Consider the following 17,162-nt stretch of genomic DNA (forward strand, 5'->3'; position numbering starts at 1 on the left):
GGCTAGGACGGCATCGCGTTGATGCGTGCCAGGAGGGCCTCCGCCTGCGCCAGCAGCTCGGCCTTCGTTGGCTCGGGCGGGGCAGGTGGCGGGGGCGGCACCGGAAAGGTGGAGAGGTCGACGACCTGCCCGTCCACCACGCCCCAGCCATCCGGCACCGGGCGCAGCTCCGTCCCCTCGTCCACGGAGATCTCGGCGGTGCCATCCCAGAGGATCAGGTTCACAACCTCGCCCTGTTGGAAGCTGCGCGTCGCGCCGTCGGGCTGGGTGAGATCGACCGCCCGCGTCGCGGTCTGGGCGTAGGTGGCCATGCTCAGTACTCCAGGATGATCAGGCCGTCGGCGCCCTTGCCGCCGTTCCCGCCGGCAACGCCGCCCGCGGCGCCGGCGCCGGGGAGCGACGCCGTGCCGCCGATCTGCGGGGTCGTCGCGTCGCTCGCCGCGCTGCCCGGAGCGGCGGACGAGAATGCCGGCCCACCACCGCCGCCTGTTCGCCCGTTGTCGCCGGTCACGAACCCTGTGCCGCCGCCCAGGCCGGTGAAGCCCTTGGCGTTCACTCCGGCGGTGATGCCGGGGGTGCCCGCCGCACCACCAGGGGAGGAGATGATGCCGTTGGCACCCGTCCCGCCGCCGCCACCCCCGCAACTTGCGTAGTTCAGGATGATGGTGGAGCCGCCCGCCCCGCCGGTTCCGCCCGCGATGCCCGCCACACCGCCGATGCCGCCTGCCCCCACGGTCAGGTTCAGGATCTGCCCGGGGGTAACGACGAGGTAGCCCTCGACATAGGCACCCGCGCCGCCGCCGGCTGCCGCGGAGTTAGGGTTCGCCGACCCGCCGCCGCCGCCGCCGCCCGCCCACATGCGAAAGCGCACGCGCGTGACGCCGGGCGGGACGACCCAGGCCTGGGAGGTGGTGATGAACTCCGCCTTGCCGCCCCGGAGCACCCGGATGGCCTGCAGCACCTGAGCCCAATTGCCGGCGCTCGGCACCAGGCCTGCCGCCTCAATGATGGCCAGCAATTCCTCCTGGATGGCGTTCCTATCAGCGGCCGCCAAGCCGGTTCCGCCGATGCCGGCCGACTTGTTCTTGTCGCGGTAGCCGCGGCGGCCAGCGCCGATGTCGACGTTGTTCCAGGCGGTCGTGCGATCCATCAGGTGGCCTCGTAGGAGAAGACGACGGTGGTGTGGGCGGGGGCGAGGTCCCGGATCACGCATTCGACGAGGTTGGGCGCGAACTCCCCGAGGAAGTCGCCGCACTCCGTCACGCCGCACTCCGCCTCGATCTCGCGCTCCAGGGGCAGGTGGACGGTCCAGACGAAGATCTCGTCCTCGGGGGTCAGCTCGTCCCCGCACTCAGCTTCGCCGCAGACAGTGGGCTCGCTCTCCTCGATCGTGATGGCCACCCCCAGCTTGGCGGCCAGGTCGACGAAGAAGGCGATGCTGGCGCCGCCGCGCGTGGTCCAGCGCTGATGCGCGATCGCGCGCCGCCCCTCCATGTCGAGGCCGAGCCCATCGCGGCCGCAGGGATCCGGACCGAGCACCCGCTCAAAATCCGGAAGCATCTCCGTCGCCGTGCGCGGGTCCAGTTCTTCCAGCAGCGCGGCCGCGCGCTCGCCGGTCCAGGCTAGCTCGCTGGCGAACGGCGCGAGGAGGGCACCGATCTCGCCGCTCGCCATGGCTCGGCCGGGGGGGAGGAGGCCCTGGAGCTGAGCGTGGTGGTCCTCTCGGGTGTGGCTCATGCCCAGGTCACCGAACCCGGGACGTAGGTGGGGAGCTGCCCCCAACCCGGGACCGGGTCGGCCACCGGGGAGATGATGCGATGCCAGTTCTCTCCGTCCGCGGCCGAGATGGCGGCGGACAGCCGCGAGAGGTGCAGCACTTCTCCGGGCGCGACTTCGGCCGCGTGGAACTCGACCATCGCGGCCTCCGCGGCCGCGCGCGCGGCCGACGTGTCGGGATCCAGCTTCACCGTGTAAGCGATCGGGAATGCGGCCGGCGGCAGAACCGTCACGGCCGCGGTCACAGGCCGCTCTGCCTCAATGGTTGCGGCCACGTCCACGACCAGCGGCGCAGGCGGGATCCCGCCCTCCTCGGTGAGAAAGAGCACTGCGACGGTGCCGCGGCCGTACTGCCCGGGATAGACAAAGACCTCCCCGACGCCGGCGATCTGGCGCGCCCAGCGCTTGTAGTCGCTCGCCTTGCCGCCGGCCGGTGGATCCTGGATGCGATCCAGGAGGCGGCTCAACAGGCGGTCGTCGCTCTCCTCCTCCTCGCCGCCCCTGATGCCATCGCCGGCGACGGTGACCGCGCCGACAACGCCGGGGATGGGGCTGACGAAATCCAAGGTGGTGCCGACCTCGGTGTTGGCCGCCGAGCCCGCCACCAAGGCCGTCACTGCGAGCGTGGCACCGCCGCCGGCCCCGACGGTCGCGTCGACGTCAGTGACGAACCGCACGTCGTCGCCACGGCGGAGTTCCGCGCCGGCCGGGATGATGGCGCCCTGCGTGGCGCCCGAAACGGTGCAGGTGTCGCCATGGGCGAAGGTCCGGGCCAGGCGGGCCACGCCCCAGATCGAGGCATGACGCGCCAGTACCTCGTCCTCCGCCGTGTCGGGCAGCAGCTGCTTGGCGTTCCAGTCCAAGTGCTGGTGGTGTTCCTCGGCTCCGAGCGCGGTGACCCGGACAAGGATCTCCTCGATCGAGCGGCGCAAGCGAGCGTCGGAGCCGGATAGGACGCTCTCGACCTCCGCACGGAGGCGGGCGCGCATCTCGGCCGGGGTGGAGCGGACGAAGGGCATCAGACAGGCACCGTGAGACTGAAGACGCTGCCATCCGGCAGGGCCGCGTCGATCTGCAGGTCCATCCAGGCTTCCCGTCCATAGGAGGCGGCAACCTGGAGCGCGGTGATCAGGCCGTCCTCGATCATCCACTGCAGGGCGGCGCGGGCGTAGCGTTCGGCCTGCCGCAGCACGGCCGTGGTGGTGCTCTCGCGATCGAGAAGCCAGAGGTGGGAGCCCCAGCGGTCATCTGGGGCCAGCACGTCGAGCGGCGATCCTCGGCGATCCGGCCGCCCTCCGAAGGCAACGAACGCCCGCTCGTCGGGGAGGCGGGCGCCCGGCTCGGCCCGCCGGTCGATGAAGAGCGACAGGAGCACCGCGGTGCCGAGGCCGTCATCGTGCGCCAGGGCGCCGGACGAGGACCGCGCCAGCACGGCCTCGCCGACCCCGTTGTCCCAAAGGAGGCCGATCATGCGCCCCCCTGCATCAGCGGGGATGGCGGCGCGGCGGCGTCCGGGTGGCCGTGCTCGTCGTAGGATTGGCGCATGTCCGCCATGGTGACGCCGCCGGATTCACAGCGGTCCCGGATCTCGCCCGTGCACTCCAGCAGCGGGCTATCGACCCGGACCTTCGTCTCCCCTTTCAGCTCGATTTCCAGGCCTTCAGCCCGGATCTTCCGCTCGCCCGTCAGGATCACGCGGTGCCCGGCGCCGCCCGCGTCCTGGTAGCTGTACAAGCACACCTCGCCCGCCCCGAGGCCGCCCGGCCGGAAGCGGGGATCCTCGACGGCGACGGCGACGGGATGGTCCCGGCTGCCGCCGACGCACACGACAACCACGTGGGCGCCGGCAAGCGGCGCGGTGGCCAGCCCGTAGGTCTGGACATGGTCCACGTCCTCCCGGGTCTCGTCGGCGAGCATGGTCACCTGCAGCTTCTGCAGGCCTTGCCCATCGGTGGCCGCGTGCAGCACCGCCCGGCCGACGGCGAGCATGACGCGGCGGCGCAAGGGCGCGATCAGGCGCTGGAACTGCCCCGGGGTCACGGCTTGCTCCGGCCCGGCGGGGGCTGCTCACCGGGCTTCAGCCGCACGAAGCGGCCCCGGTCGTCCTCGTAGAAGTCGCCCTCGCCACCCATCAGGCCGCCGCCCTTCTTCTTGCCCTGCCCCTGGTTGCTGGCGGGCTCGGCGATGCGCGCGAAGGCGTCCTTGCGCGTGACCTGCAGCTCGGTCAGCGAGCCGTCTTGCGTGACGGCCCACTTCACCCCGGCGACGAGCAGCTCCTCGCGGACGTCAAGGTAGGCGTCTGCCACGGGCACCATGGTGTTGGGGCGCCAGAGCGCGCCGGTGGAGCCTCGCCAGCCCGGGACGGTGTAGGTCGGCCGCCGCGAGCGACCGGCGGCGACGCGCACGTCCCACTCGGCCCGCTCCTGGAAGCTGGCGCCACCCCCCTGCGTTTCGGCGATGATGACCTTCGGTCGGTAGCGCCCGATCTCGGCGTCCCGTGCCCGTCCCTGGCCGCGGAGAGTGCCCTGCGCGGCCTTCGGCCCGGTGCCGTGGCGCTCCACCAGGACCGGCTTGCGCTCGTTCGTGACGTCATAGAGGCCCTCGCCGTCGACCTTCCCGCCCTGCGCCTGGCCGCGCACGACAACCAGGTGGTGGCGCTGGCTCCAGTCGAAGACGCCCTTGGCCTTCCGGATGTTGCCCTCCGGGCCGCCGAGCTGGATCGGCCCGGCGCCGGTGCCGCCGAGGCCCGAGCGGGTGATCAGCAGCGTGCCGCGACCGTTGCCCGTGGCCAGCACCGCCCTTTGCCGGCAGTGCCGCTCGATCGTGTCCCAGGCCGCCTCGCCGGGCTCGATCGAGAAGCGCGGGAACACCGCGCCGACGTCGCACTGCGCTTCGACCAGGATGCCGTAGGGGGCACAGATGCGCCGGCATGCCTCGTCGAGCTTGATGTTCTTCCACTCGTGCGGGCCGTCGAGCACGGCCGCGCAGTCGACGAGGTCCTGCGTGCGCTCGCGGCCGGTGATGGTCAGGACGTGATCGGTCTCGTCGTACTCGGGGTCGACGGCCTCGATGAAGCCCTCGATGACGATCTCCCCGTCCAGCGTCGCCTTGAAGGCCTGCCCGGGCAGGATGAGACGCGGCTTGTCCTCGCCAGCCCAGCGCTCTGCAAGCTTCAGTTCCATCTTCCCGGCGACGGCTTCGATCCCGACCTCGATCGAGGCCTCACGCCAGCCGCGGTGGATCCGGTCGGCGATCACCACCTCCAGCCCGGCCGCACTGGTGAAGCCCCTCCGGGTGGTCTCGCTCACCGCTCGACCTCCAGCTCGACACCGCCCGGCACGAAGCTCGGGTGACGGGCGCCGGTGCGCGCGGCGAGGGCGGCGGCGCGGTCCAGGAGGCCGTCCAGGTCGTCGCCGTCCAGCCGATAGGCCAGGAGGGTGGCGGACATGGTGGCCGGCAGGGTGAGGCGCTGAAGCACCGGCAGGCGCGCAGCGCGCACGCCGATCTCCCGGATGGACTGAGCGCGGATGGTGGTGGCCGCCCGCCAGCAGGCCACCAGCCCTGCGGACGTGGCCTCGTCTGCCGCTTGGTCCAGCACCGCAGCCACCTGGTCCCGCGCGGCGATCGCCTCCTCGCGAGAGACGAAGGGGATCTCCGCCGCTGCGCGCGCCGCCTCGCAGCCCGCGGACACCTGCAGTAGTACCCGCAGGGCGCGGACAGCCTCGAAGGTCTGTACCTGGCTGGAGGTCGCGCCCGGTCCTGGCCCTGGCACCGGGCCCACCCCTGGCACGAGCACCGGCGCCGGCACCGTGATCGGTGGGGCCTCTGCCAGGCGGGTCAGGGCCACGAAAGCGGCGCGTGGCTGGGCCAAGGTCTCCAGCACCGCGGGAGGACTGGAGGTGGCCGTCGCGAAGGCGGCCGGGCTCAGCACGGCCGCGCCGCCGGCCTGATGCGAGAGGGCACGCGGGAGGGCAGTGAGGGCAGAGGCGACGTCCGACATGAAGGTCGCGCCGGAGCCGCCTGCCAGGCCCACAAGCCCCGCGATCGCGCGCCCTGTCACCGTGCTGGACAGCGCGGCGGCGAGGCCGGACCCGTTGAAGAGGCCGAGGACCGAACTCGCCACGCCCTGGACGACGCCGAGCACCCGGCCAATGGCGCGGTCGTAGCGGGCGATGGTGCGCTGAATGCGGCCGACCTCCGTCCGCGCCTCATCCATCAGCTCGTCAATTTCGCGGTTCAGCCGCCCGAGAAAGTCCTCCGCCACCTCAGGCGCTGGCTTCGTGCCGTAGCGCTGGCAGGTGAAGTTCAGGAAGGCGACCCGGCGCTTGTCCTGGCTCTGGCGGATCCGCAGGTCCAAAACCGCGACCTGCAGCTCGCCGTAAAGGTGGTGCTCCAGCTGCTTCGGGCCGGGCTTGCGGAACATCTCCCGCATCGCCTCTGCCTGTTCGAGCACGTCATCCCCGATGAGGATGCCCTCGACGGCGAAGTCCTCGGGACCGAGCCCCAAATCCTCGTGCCAGGGCTCGTCACGGCCCGGGAAGGCGTGGGCAACCCACCGGCGGATCAGGCCGTCCTCGGCCACCGCGGCCCAGAAGGACTGTCCGCCGAGCGCGGCATTCCGGAAGATGCGGTCCAGCGGTCCGCTGACGCTACCCGTGCCGAGGAGGGTGCTGAGGGTGACGCTCATCAGTCGGCCATGCTCAGGCCGCGCCGCACGTCGAGGCCGATCCGCGGGTCATCCATGCGGCCGGTCACGTTCGTGCGGTTGTCCTGGATCTCGATCTGGAGCTTGCCGCCGGCGTTGACGCGGACCTCCTCGCGCTGTCGCGCCGCCGGCGGCGGGGCCGAAGGGGGCAGGAGGAGAGGGTTGCGGGCTCCGCCAGGCGGAAGGAGACGCACGCCGTCACGCGGTGAGGCCTGCGGATCCGGCATCACATCGCCAAGGAAGAGGCCGCGCGGCGGCAGGGCCGGCACATCCGGCATGTCCTCGTCGTCGTAGCCGTCTATCCGCTGCGCCCGCCCGGCCATGCGGCGGTTGACCTGGCCCTGCGCCGGCCCGGGCTGGCCGACATTCGCATCCCGGTCGAGGAAGCGCACGGCCTCTACGACCTTGTCCATGATGGGCTTTACCGTGTCCCAAGCGGCCCGGAAGGCGGCCTCAATCCGCTCCCACAGACCCTCGAAGAAAGAGGCCAGGGGCTCCCATGCGGCCTGCAGCGCGTCGGTCACGCCCAGCGCGTCCAGAACGGGCTTGATGACACCCCAGGCCGCGGTGAAGGGCGAGGTGATGAAGGTCCAGAGGTTCCGGAAGAACCCCGGCATGACGGACCAGGCACGCTGGATCAGGGCGGCGGCCGCGGTGAACGGGGAGGTGATGAAGGTCCAGAGGTTCCGGAAGAACCCCGGCATGGCGGACCAGGCGCGCTGGATGAAGGCGGCGACCCCGGCGAAGAGCGGACCCAGCACCGATCGGAGCCACTGCACCTGCGGATCCCGTGCGATGCGCCGGAAGAGGTTGGAGAACCAGGTGCTGATCGGCCCCCAGTTCCGGTAGATCAGCGTCACGGCGCCGGCGATCGCGGCCAGGCCGGCGATGACCCAGCCTACCGGCGTGGTCAGCAGCGCGACGCCGAGGGTGATGACGGCGACTGCCATGGAGGCGAGGGCAGAGATTACAGGACCGGCGACGATGGCAGCGATCGCGCCCAGTGCCAGCTCCAGCCCGCCGTATCGCTCCACCAGCGGGCCGACGATGCCGTTGACCACCTCGAACACCGCGCTGAGCCTCTGCATCAGCGGCGGCACCTCGGCCGTGCCAACCACCAGCTCGCGCACGCCACGGCCGAGGGCGAGCAGCTGCCCTCCCAGCGTGGAGGACCATCGCTGCAAGGTGCCGTCGGCGGAGAGCCGCTCGGTCCAGGAGAGCAGCTCACCGAGCTGCGTCTTCAGGAAGTCGAACACGCCGCCCTGCATGACGAGGAGACGGAAGCGCCCCCAGGTGTCCGACAGGTTCGACATCATGCCGTCCCAGCTCTGGGCCAGGGCCTCCATCCCCCCGCCGAACTTCTGGGTCCAGGCGCGGGTGATGGCCTCAGCGATGAGGGCGCGGTTCGTCTTGGCCACCACCGAGCGCATGCGGCGCCCGTTGTTCTCCCACTCGATGACCGCGCGCTCGCCCTCGACCTTGGCGAAGACGCCGAAGCGCTCCAGCGGGTCGAACTCCCCGCGCAGCGCGGCCGCCAGGGCCGTGACGGCCTCGGAGTAGCGGGTGCCCATGATGGCGGCCGCGTCGCCTGCGCGCTCCAGCGCCCCCTTCGTGGGATCGAGGCCGAGGTTCCGGATGTCGAGGAAGGCCCGCGTTACCTCCCCCAGCTCGTAGGGGGTCCGGCGGGCGAAGTCGCTCACCCAGTCGAGGGCGCGCTGGGCACCGGCGGAGCTGCCCTCGACCCGCTCCAGCGTGATCCGGATCCGCTCCATCTCGGCAGCCGGCCGCACGAAGCCGGCGTTGAACCCGGCCAGCGACGCAAAGCCGAGGGCGGTGCCGGCAATGGCACCGAGGCCTGTCATCCGGTTCGCCAAGCCACCGACCATCCCCATGGCGTACCGCGCCTGGTGACCGACGCCCTGCAGGGCGTCGCTTAGCCGGCCCACCCCCGCCACGCTGCCCAGCTGGCGCGTCATGCCGTTCACTGCCGCGATCGGGCGCGTGAAGGCCTGAACCTGCGCGTGCGCCTGCGCGAGCGGGCGCGTCAGCTGGTTCACCGCGGTGAGGATGAGGGCGAGGCGCACCGGCTAGTGGCTTCCGTTCACCCGCCGGTCCCAGGCGCTGGCGCGGGCGCCGAGGAACCGGAGTTCGGTGGCGCCCCAGCTTCGCCAGTCTGCGGCGATGCCGAAATGCCCAAAGATGAGGTCGAGCCACTCAGGCCAGCCACGAGGCCACTCGGCAAAAAACCCTGCACCGCCGTCAGCACCTTCATGCCGTCCTCCAGGTCGAGGCTGCGGCATTCGGAAACGGAGATGCCGGCCGCGTTGGCGGCCAGCACCGTCAGCAGCACACCGACATCCGCCTGGCCGTCGGCGCCGGTGGCCGACCCGAAGGCATCCATCATCGCCCCGAGATTGGGCTTCACGAAGGTCAGCTCGGTGACCCGGTCCACGACCTCACCCGTCGCGGTGGAGCGGCGCTCGATCGGGTGCTTCAGCTTGAGAGGCGTCACAGCACCTCCTCCGCCGGCGGGCCGGCCATCTTGATGGCGACGTTCCCGCCCTCGCCGTCCTTCATCGTGGGCGTGTCGGTGTGGAAGGCGTCGCTGATCACGTAGCGCTGGCCGGTGTCGGCCTCGAAAGTGACGGTGACGCCGGCGAGGTTGGAGATGGCGCGGAGCGACATGCCGGCCTCCAGGGCCGTCTCGCACTCCAGCATCGACGGCACCGTCTCCTCCGACCAGCCGACGACGCCGCCCACGACGACGGGGGTGCGCTTCGTGCCCCCGATGTCGAGCGAGGCACCCTTGGCGCTCTTGATGACGGTGCCGGCCGCGCGGATCGTCGCGCGGCCGAGGAACTTGGGCATGGGTCCGCGCCTCCTAGTTCAGGAACTGGATCTGCGCCGCGAAGACGCGGAGCTGGTTGACGAGGTCGGGCGGAAGCATCGCGTCGAGCCGGTCCGGATCGTCCGGGTTCCGCTTGACGATGATGTCCTCCTTGAACTGGTCGAGGTTCTCGACCAGCCCGGCAGTTTCCCACTGGCGGGCCCGGGCGATGATCTCCGCGCGCGCCAGCCCGGGGGTCACCACCGCCTGACCCTGGGCGAACTGCGTTCCGTCGTTGGCCAGCTTGTGGCGCGGGTAGGTGCGCGGGATGAAGGTGCGAAGGTCGTAGCGCAGGAAGGCGACGGTCTTCAGCGTCTCCAGGTTGAGGTAGGAGGTGTCGGGCACGCCGGCGGCGGCCAGCCGGTAGTTCGTCACCGCGCGCTCGATGATGACCTCGCCCCCGTTGCCCACCCGGAAGGTGCTGCCCCCGTTGTTGAGGAACAGCTCCCGTTCGGTTCGCGTCCAGTGGACGTTCGGGGGCGTGGCCAGGATGCCGGCCATCGCCACGTTCTGGATCGGCCGCGCGGGATCGGCCGCCAGCAGCGGCACGCTGAAGCCCGCCGCGGCCGCGGCGAACTGGTAGGGCGCGAAGGGGGCGCCGCGCAGCGGGAAGGTGACGCCCACCTGGCCGTTGCGGCTGGAAAGGTAGCTGTAGCAGCTGGAGTAGGTGCCCGCGATCGCGGTCCAGTACGTGCTGTCCCGCATCACCAGGGGCCCGAAGTCGCCCAGCAGCTTCGCCTCCAGCGCGGCGACGTTGCTGCCGTCCGTGTAGGGCAGGACGTAGTCCGTGAACCAGGCGTCGCCCATCGCGTCCAGGGCCGTCTGGATGGAGGGGTTGCCGGTGCCGCCGGTGAAGGCGCTGATCGCCAGGCTGATGCCGGCCGGCAGGCTCTCGCCGCGGTAGAAGCTGTGCCGCATGTCGATGCCGTTGCCGTGCTCGCCCTTGTTCCGGGCGGTGCAGGTGACGGTGGAGGTCGTGACCGCTGCGGTGACTGGCAGGTCGCCGGCGGCCGCGAGGGCCGCCTGGATGGCCGAGGCTACCTGACCCGCCGTCTGGCCCACCGTCACGCCCACCGGCACCCGCAGCTGGTTGATCAGCAGGGCGATGGTGCCGCTGGCGGTAGCCGTGCCGGTGACGGCGATCGTCGCCGTCGCGGGGGCACCACCGCTGGGCTCATCCAGCACGAGCCCCCAGGTCTCGGTATAGCCCGCGTTGGCGAAGTAGGGCTTGGCGATCTGCTCCAGCAGGCTTCCGCGGCCGCCGGCAAGGCGCGCATCGGCGTAGCCGGCCGCGATCGGGAAGGGCACGCCGATCGGCGCCGTCCCGCCCGCGACCTTCTGGCCGACGAGCAGCACCCGCGCCGGCCAAGCTAGCAGGCCCTGCTGCGCCCGGCGGTTGGAGATCTCGACATAGGTGCCGGGGAGGCGGATGGCGACGGGGATCCCGTCGAAGCTGATGGACCCGCTCACGCCGCGCTCTCCCCGTTACCGCCAGGCTTCTTGGCCTCCTGCGCCGCCTTCTTCGCAGCCGCGATGGCCGCGTCCTCGGCCGCCTTCTCGGCCTTGTCGGCCGCCTCGATCTCCGCCGACGTCATGTCGCGGGCCTCCTGGTCGAGGCGCCGCCGGCGCCAGAACTCGGTGTTGGGGACACGGCCGCCATCGGGCGACAGCACGACCCCGCCGGGGCCGGTGATCGCCTCCTTCCCCGTGGGGATGAGGCGCAGCTGGTCGTTCATGGTTCCTCGCTCGGGCGGACGGTGATGTGGTCGGCGGCGTCCGCGCGCTCGGCGGGCAGGTCAGGGCCGACGTCGCCGTGGGGTGGCACGTCCCAGTCGGTGCGGAAGACGCGGAACTCCCCGACCTGCGCCTCCTCGTTGTCCTCGGGGAGGTCGGAGGTGGGCAGTTCGCCGGGGATCTCGACGGCCAGGCCGTAGACGCTGAAGCCGGCGCTATCGATCGCCTTGCCGCCGAGGTTCTCGCACCGGGTGACCTCGGCCGCGCCGGCCGCCGCGTCGGGCGCGAAGCCCTCCAGCGCCCGGGTCGCGACGTCGATCATGGAGTAGGCGCCGATGGTCCGTGCGTCGCCGCGTCGGCGGGCGACTTCGCTGGCCGGGTTGGACGCGACCAGGTAGACGCCGAAGGTCAGCGTCGCGGTGCCCTCCGGGCGCTCCCGGCGGCGCCAGCCGAGGAAGGACACGAAGGCACCCGGCGCGGTGGTCAGCACGCGGGCCAGCTCTTCCGCCGTCATCTTCGCTGGGCGGTGCTCGATGGCCTGCAGGGTGCCGCGAAAGCGGGCCTTCAGGCGGTCGATGATCGCGTCTTCCAGCTCAGCAATCATGGTCAGCAGAAGTCCCCGAAGCGGTAGCTGTCGAGCCAGCTGTCGGGGGTACGGGAACGGGAGGGCGTGCGGAGCACCTCCGGCCCCTCCGCCTCGGGCGCAGGCGCCTCGCCGGAGGGCAGGTCGAGGTCCGCGCGGCGGGCCTGGATGTCCTTCAGCATCGAGATCGCTGCGACCTTCTCGTCCTTGACCTGGTCCGTCACGACGCGACCCGGCCCGAGGTGCAGGTCGTAGCGCGCGATCGCCGCCGTCAGGCGCACGAGCAGCTCGGGGACGACCGCGAGCGGCAGGGCGTAGCGGCCGGCCAGATAGGCATCGGCGGTGTTGGAGGCGTCCTGGCACGCCCGTGCGACCCGTCCGGGATCCACGCCGTCCAGGCCGTCCGGTGCCAGCTGCCGCAGCTCATCGGCGCCGAAGCGGTCCTCCAGCGCGGCCTGATCGACATAGGGCATGGCTCAGCCCTGGGGCGGCAGGGCCGCGCGCTTCTTGCCCTTGGCGGGCGACGTGGGAGGAGCGGCGGGGGCGTCGGACGCCCCTGCCGCCGGCTGTTCACCGGAGCCGCCCGGCGCGGACGCGCCGGTCCCCGGGGCGGAGGAGGACGGGGCACCACCAGGGCCCTGTCCTGCCGCTGCCTCGCCATTGGGCGCCGGGTCCGACCCTTCGCCGGAGGCACTGCCCCCGGACTGCCCCTGCATATTGACCTGCGCCCCCTCCGGGCCCGCGCCGCCGTCGTCGTGCCAGCGCTGCAGCTCGTGCCCGTCGACCACCGGGCCCAGGTCCTCCACGGCCTGGAGGCGGTCGAGCAGCTCGACCTCGTCATCCTCCATCGGCGGCAGGGTCGCCCCGACCGGGAACAGCTCCCGGTCGACCTCGATCGGCGTCAGGGCACGGCTGAGGCGCATGGATCAGGCGGCCGTCTGGATGAGGTAGCCCGCCCCCGCGCCGGCGATGACCGGCGCGCGCTCGAAGGTCACCGGGTAGATCCAGCTCTTCGAGGCGTTCTCCCAGTAGGCCTGCTCGACGGAGGGGTGGCCCTCCATCTGGTAGGTGTAGGCGAAGCTCGGCACCTCGGCGCCGACAGAGGCGATCGCCGTGTAAGCGAGCACCACGTCGCTGCCCCAGACGTCGCCAAAGTCGTCGTTCGGGCCGGAGGCGAAGACGGCCTGGCCGACCTCGATCCGGTCGACGTTCCACAGCGCGGCGAGCATCTCCTTGGTGACGCTCTGGCTGGACGTGTACTTGAACCGATCGAGGATATTGGGGTTCGACCGGGCGGCGGCGAAGGCCTTGGCGCTCAGCACCGCCGTGTTCGGGTACATCCCGACCGACGCGCGGATCGCCTCGCGGCCGTCGTCGATGTGCTTCGTCGGGTTCACGCTGGCATCGGTCCAGCGGGAGCCGCCGGCGAGGGCGATCCGGTTACTGGCCGGGTAGTTCCCGGGCGTGCGGGCCAGCTGGGCCTGCTCGTACTCCAGCGCCAGCAGCAGCGACCCCATCACCACGTTGGTCGCACGCGTGCCAAGGTTCACCCCCGGTGCGCGGGTGGCGTCGCGCATCCACTCCCGCGGCACCTTGCCCTCCAGGCTGTCCTGGAGGAGCGCGAACGGCTTGCCGAGGTAGCCGGTCTCGATGCGCCGGGTGGTCGCGCCCGGCGTGCGGCGGGCGTTGTAGAGGCGGAACGCCTCCTTGCCGAACTCGATGATCTGGCCACCCGAGATCGGCACGTCGACGCGCGGGAAGAGCGCCTCGCCGACGAGGTCGGCCCGGCGATAGCCGCGCGAGACGGTGGAGAGGACCGGATCGATGATCCGGACCTGCTGCATGGACATGGACATCTAGGAGCGCTCCTTCAGCGGCGCAGCAGGACTTCGACGAAGAGACCGGCGCCCGTGGAGCCCACGAGCGCGTCGGCGTAGACGAAGGTCGGCGGATCGCCGCCCACGAGCGCCGCGACGCCGTTGGCCGAGGCGGAGGTGACCGCCGTCGCGCCGGAGGCAACCGCCAGGGCGGCAGCGGCCACGGTGCGGCCCTGCGCGTCCATGGCCAGGGAATCGCCCTCGGCGAAGGCCCCGCCCGTCTCGACCAGGGTGGTGCCGCACACGTCGAGGGTGAGGTCCTGGCCGGCGCCGGTCACCGCGTGGTGCGCGATGCCCTTGGGCTTGGCGCCGGCCGTGGAGACCTGCGCCCCGCCGAAGGTGACGCCGCGCCCGCGGCCGATGGCGCCGGCAGAGCGCTGCGGGAGGGCGAAGGTCGTGATGCTCGCGCTCATCCTCGGTCCCTCAGGCCGCCATCTCGACGGCCGAGACGGCCGTGAGATAGTCGGCGGTGGGGTTTGCGGCCTGGTAGGCCAGCGCCTTGCGGTGCAGCTCCATGCGGTCGCTGTCCACGCGCTGACCGCCGAACTCGGCCACGCCGGCCGCGCCGTGGCCGGCGGGCTCGGGATCGTTCACGGCGGAGAAGCTCACGCTCTGCGGCAGGGCGGCGAGCAGCGCCTGCAGCGCGGCTGCCGGCGTCTCCTCGGTCGTCTGGCCGCCCGCGGCCGCGAAGGACACGGCGCCCTCCACCGGCATGCTCGCCAACACCGCGGCCGCGCGCGGGGCCAGGCCCTGCGGCAGGCGCGCCTCGCGCACCAGGCGGGCGCAGAAGTCGGTGGCCGTGGCGAGGCGCACCTGCTGCGCCTGGGCGGCGAAGGCCGTCTCGCGGTCGGCGACGGCCGTCTCGCGGCTCGCCAGCGCCTGCTCACGCTCGTTCAGGGCCGCCTCACGGGCCGCCCGCTCCTGCTCCGTCACGTCATTCTCCTGGGAAGCTGCGGCCTCTTCGGCCGGGGGGGTGATGGTGGCCGCGAAGGCCGGGGCGGCATCGGCCGTGTCGCCGGCGTCGCGGATGCGCTTGGCCTCATCCAGCACGCTCTGGATGGAGTAGTTCGGGAGGACGCGGTCTGCCTCCTCCTGGCCGTCCTTGGCGATCATCCGCTCCCGCAGCCCGCGGAAGAGGCCGGCGATGTCGCCCAGCATCCAGCCGAGGGAGCGGATGCCGCCGGCGTCGGCGCTGAACTCGACCGTGGCGACACCCTCGGCCTCGGCCGCGAAGGACACGGGCTTGAGGCCGAGCACCGCCGGCGGCGCGGCGCCGAGAAAGCCGACGTGCCGCAGCGCATAGACGCCGGGGGTGGGATTGTCCGGGGCGTCCGGCCGCCAGAAGGAGGCGCTGATCTTCTTGAACCGGCCGGCATCCACCAGGGCGGCGAAGGCGGGGTCCACCTGCTTCGGCGTCGCGTGCAGCCCGTCCGCCTCAGCGGCGAGGCCGCTCACCCATCCGTAGGCCGGGGCGTTGAGGGCGGGGTGGCCGACGACGATCGGCGCCTCGTGCTTCGACGGGTCGTAGGCGCGCGCCGTCGCCTCCAGGTGGGAGGCGGCGAAGTCGAGGGCCGGGCCAGCCATGGGCTGGTGGCGTCCGGCGCGAAAGATGTGGAGCCGCTGCATGCCCCAGACGTTGCTACGTCACGGGCATGCGAGGTCATGCCCACAGGCGTGGGCGTAGGAAACTTTCGAGGCTCAGCGGTGCAGGAGAGCGTTCAGCGGCCGAGACCACGACGCGTCGCGAAGTCCTCCCACTCCTCCTGGATCATGAGGATGTCGTCGGCCGAGAGGCCAAGGTACTCGCGCGCCGGGATGCTAGACGTGCCGGCGGGCCCCGTCTCCCCCCCGAACTGATGGATGGCTGCATAGACCTCGTTGGTCCCCAAGCTCAGATCGAAGCCCTCCACCTCGCGGGTCAGACCGCCGAGGAGGATGCCCTTCTCCCGCAGCATCGTCGGCCGGACCTTCCGCTTCGCGTACTCCTCGCTCAGCGGCTCCCAAGCTTTGCCCTCCGGATCCACCTCATCCGCCGCGCGCTCCCGGGTGGTGCGGAGCAGCTGCGTGCCGAGCGGGCGCAGGAAGGGCCCGGGGTCGGTGCCGGCGGCCATGAGGAGCTGCAGGACCTTCAGCACCTCCTTGTCGCCCTGGATATCGATGTGGACGCCGACCATCCCGCTCATGCCGGTTCTCCTTGATGGAGGGCCGGCCGATGCCCATTATGGGCCTGCCCCGGCGTGCTAGTGGCCAGCCCACCTCCGAGCTGCAGGGGCTCGATCGAGCGGGCGGGCTGGACGCCCCCGATCATCCCTCCCTCCGCCGGTAGAGCAGCGCTCCGCGGCGCAGCGCCTCCAGATAGGCGGCCTTGTCCGGCGGGAAGGCCGTGGTGCCGCGCCAGCCGGACCATCCCCACTCGAAGACGGCCAAGCCCTCGGCCCCGTCCGCGCCCGCGAAGCGCCGGAGATAGCGGCGCTTCAGGATCACCTCGCCGCTCTTCCGCCCCAGCTCGAAGTCCACCCATACCTCGTCCGGATCCCTAACGGCGTCGGCCAGCAGGCGCATCCAGGGCGCACGGCCTCGCTTGTCGGCCTTCATCTTGCCGGAAGCCGTGACGAAGAGGTCGTGTCCGACGGTGATCCGGGCGCCGGTGACGTCGCGGTAGACGACGGCCTTCTCCATCGTGGCGCCGAACTCGCCGAGGAAGGCCGCGGCTGCCTGCTCCGCCGAGGTGCTCTCCGGCAGCAGGCGCTCCCGGTCGAAGGGGCGGGGCGTCGGCATGGGGGGCAGAGCTGCGGGCACCTGCGCCTCCGACGCCTCCGCCCGGGGCCGGAGCGGCTCCTGCAGCTCCGTGGGAACGGCGCCGTGCAGCCAGCTCTCCCCCGGGTTGTAGTCCCAGCCCGGGTCGATGCCGACGGGAACCTGGCGCGCCTCACCGGTGACGGGATCGACGTAGCGGCGTGTCCCGTCGTCCGGGCGCCGGCTTGGCCCCTGCATGCCCATCCGCCGCAGGTCCCGCCGGGAGATCGCCTCGATCTGGCACTGGCAACCCCAGCCGTTGGGGGCGTAGTGCGTCTTCCACCAGACGTCGTCGGCGGGCAGCACCGTGCCGTCCCAGGCCTCGTGGTGCTTGCGGGGATGCTGGCTGGGGTTGTGCCGGTAGAGCCAGTAGGGCAGCGCCTCCAGCGTCTCCGGCTCGGTCATCTGGGCATACCGGCCGGCGGCCTGCGAGACCCGCACGTTCGTGTCGTAGATCAAGCGGGTGCGCCAGGAGACGTAATCGGCGCCGCGATCCGCCCAGCCCGTCTTGGCGATCGTCTCCCCGATGTCCCGGCGGAACTCGGCGAAGCCCTTGCCGGATTCCCGGGACCGAATCAGCGCCCCCTGCAGGTCCGCCAGCATGTCGTCTGCCTGGATGCCGGCGACGGAGAAGGCGCGAACATGCGCCTCACGCTCCAGGTCGTCGTAGCGTGTGGAGGGCAGGCGCACCTTCTGCCGCAGGAAGGCAATGGCCTCCTGCATCGGCATGCCACCCCACTCGGCCGATCCGCTCATCCCTTCACCCCCGCTTTAAGGCCCTTTAAGGGCCTCTAAGGGCCGGGT

General features: G+C 71.8%; 21 protein-coding genes. All 21 read right to left on the minus strand.

Annotated features, from left to right (window positions below; genetic code table 11):
- Positions 1-2 precede the first annotated feature (2 nt).
- The gene (locus VQH23_RS07355; RefSeq protein WP_338664982.1) at positions 3-311 is read right to left on the minus strand and encodes a hypothetical protein; all 309 of its coding nucleotides are present in this window, start codon (positions 309-311) and stop codon (positions 3-5) included.
- 2 nt (positions 312-313) lie between these two features.
- Complete coding sequence (locus VQH23_RS07360) at positions 314-1,150, minus strand: hypothetical protein (protein WP_338664983.1); 837 nt, start codon at positions 1,148-1,150, stop codon at positions 314-316.
- Positions 1,150-1,737, minus strand: coding sequence for a putative phage tail protein (locus tag VQH23_RS07365; protein WP_338664984.1), 588 nt, complete (start codon positions 1,735-1,737; stop codon positions 1,150-1,152). The genes VQH23_RS07360 and VQH23_RS07365 overlap by 1 nt, the downstream gene beginning before the upstream one ends.
- Positions 1,734-2,795, minus strand: a complete 1,062-nt coding sequence (locus tag VQH23_RS07370; protein WP_338664985.1) for a baseplate J/gp47 family protein — start codon at positions 2,793-2,795, stop codon at positions 1,734-1,736. The genes VQH23_RS07365 and VQH23_RS07370 overlap by 4 nt, the downstream gene beginning before the upstream one ends.
- Positions 2,795-3,247 (minus strand): phage GP46 family protein, encoded by a 453-nt coding sequence (locus VQH23_RS07375; RefSeq protein WP_338664986.1) that lies wholly within the window; start codon positions 3,245-3,247, stop codon positions 2,795-2,797. The genes VQH23_RS07370 and VQH23_RS07375 overlap by 1 nt, the downstream gene beginning before the upstream one ends.
- Positions 3,244-3,816, minus strand: a complete 573-nt coding sequence (locus tag VQH23_RS07380) for a phage baseplate assembly protein V (protein ID WP_338664987.1) — start codon at positions 3,814-3,816, stop codon at positions 3,244-3,246. The genes VQH23_RS07375 and VQH23_RS07380 overlap by 4 nt, the downstream gene beginning before the upstream one ends.
- Complete coding sequence (locus VQH23_RS07385; protein ID WP_338664988.1) at positions 3,813-5,084, minus strand: phage baseplate assembly protein; 1,272 nt, start codon at positions 5,082-5,084, stop codon at positions 3,813-3,815. Before VQH23_RS07385 ends, VQH23_RS07380 begins: the two co-directional genes overlap by 4 nt.
- Positions 5,081-6,463 (minus strand): DNA circularization N-terminal domain-containing protein, encoded by a 1,383-nt coding sequence (locus VQH23_RS07390; RefSeq protein WP_338664989.1) that lies wholly within the window; start codon positions 6,461-6,463, stop codon positions 5,081-5,083. The genes VQH23_RS07385 and VQH23_RS07390 overlap by 4 nt, the downstream gene beginning before the upstream one ends.
- Positions 6,463-8,565 (minus strand): tape measure protein, encoded by a 2,103-nt coding sequence (locus tag VQH23_RS07395; protein ID WP_338664990.1) that lies wholly within the window; start codon positions 8,563-8,565, stop codon positions 6,463-6,465. The genes VQH23_RS07390 and VQH23_RS07395 overlap by 1 nt, the downstream gene beginning before the upstream one ends.
- A gap of 17 nt (positions 8,566-8,582) precedes the next feature.
- Positions 8,583-8,993, minus strand: coding sequence for a phage tail assembly protein (locus VQH23_RS07400; RefSeq protein WP_338664991.1), 411 nt, complete (start codon positions 8,991-8,993; stop codon positions 8,583-8,585).
- The gene (locus tag VQH23_RS07405) at positions 8,990-9,349 is read right to left on the minus strand and encodes a phage tail tube protein (protein ID WP_338664992.1); all 360 of its coding nucleotides are present in this window, start codon (positions 9,347-9,349) and stop codon (positions 8,990-8,992) included. Before VQH23_RS07405 ends, VQH23_RS07400 begins: the two co-directional genes overlap by 4 nt.
- 13 nt (positions 9,350-9,362) lie before the next feature.
- Positions 9,363-10,838, minus strand: a complete 1,476-nt coding sequence (locus tag VQH23_RS07410; RefSeq protein ID WP_338664993.1) for a phage tail sheath C-terminal domain-containing protein — start codon at positions 10,836-10,838, stop codon at positions 9,363-9,365.
- Positions 10,835-11,104: a hypothetical protein gene (locus VQH23_RS07415; RefSeq protein WP_338664994.1), complete on the minus strand. Its 270-nt coding sequence runs from the start codon at positions 11,102-11,104 to the stop codon at positions 10,835-10,837. Before VQH23_RS07415 ends, VQH23_RS07410 begins: the two co-directional genes overlap by 4 nt.
- Entirely contained in the window at positions 11,101-11,706 is a 606-nt protein-coding gene (locus tag VQH23_RS07420; protein WP_338664995.1) for a phage protein Gp37, read from the minus strand. Before VQH23_RS07420 ends, VQH23_RS07415 begins: the two co-directional genes overlap by 4 nt.
- Positions 11,707-11,708: 2 nt before the next feature.
- Entirely contained in the window at positions 11,709-12,158 is a 450-nt protein-coding gene (locus tag VQH23_RS07425; RefSeq protein WP_338664996.1) for a DUF1320 domain-containing protein, read from the minus strand.
- 3 nt (positions 12,159-12,161) lie between these two features.
- A complete protein-coding gene (locus VQH23_RS07430) occupies positions 12,162-12,608 on the minus strand; it encodes a hypothetical protein (protein WP_338664997.1) in 447 nt (148 codons plus the stop codon).
- A gap of 3 nt (positions 12,609-12,611) precedes the next feature.
- The gene (locus tag VQH23_RS07435) at positions 12,612-13,541 is read right to left on the minus strand and encodes a major capsid protein (protein ID WP_338664998.1); all 930 of its coding nucleotides are present in this window, start codon (positions 13,539-13,541) and stop codon (positions 12,612-12,614) included.
- Positions 13,542-13,555: 14 nt separating this feature from the next.
- Positions 13,556-13,975, minus strand: coding sequence for a capsid cement protein (locus VQH23_RS07440; protein WP_338664999.1), 420 nt, complete (start codon positions 13,973-13,975; stop codon positions 13,556-13,558).
- Between the two features lie 10 nt (positions 13,976-13,985).
- Positions 13,986-15,146: a hypothetical protein gene (locus tag VQH23_RS07445; protein ID WP_338665000.1), complete on the minus strand. Its 1,161-nt coding sequence runs from the start codon at positions 15,144-15,146 to the stop codon at positions 13,986-13,988.
- Between the two features lie 134 nt (positions 15,147-15,280).
- On the minus strand, positions 15,281-15,745 hold the full coding sequence (locus VQH23_RS07450) for a phage virion morphogenesis protein (RefSeq protein ID WP_338665001.1): 465 nt from the start codon (positions 15,743-15,745) through the stop codon (positions 15,281-15,283).
- Positions 15,746-15,866: 121 nt separating this feature from the next.
- Complete coding sequence (locus tag VQH23_RS07455) at positions 15,867-17,114, minus strand: PBECR2 nuclease fold domain-containing protein (protein ID WP_338665002.1); 1,248 nt, start codon at positions 17,112-17,114, stop codon at positions 15,867-15,869.
- Positions 17,115-17,162: the final 48 nt, after the last annotated feature.

Source organism: Pararoseomonas sp. SCSIO 73927 (assembly GCF_037040815.1).
GTDB lineage: Bacteria > Pseudomonadota > Alphaproteobacteria > Acetobacterales > Acetobacteraceae > Roseomonas.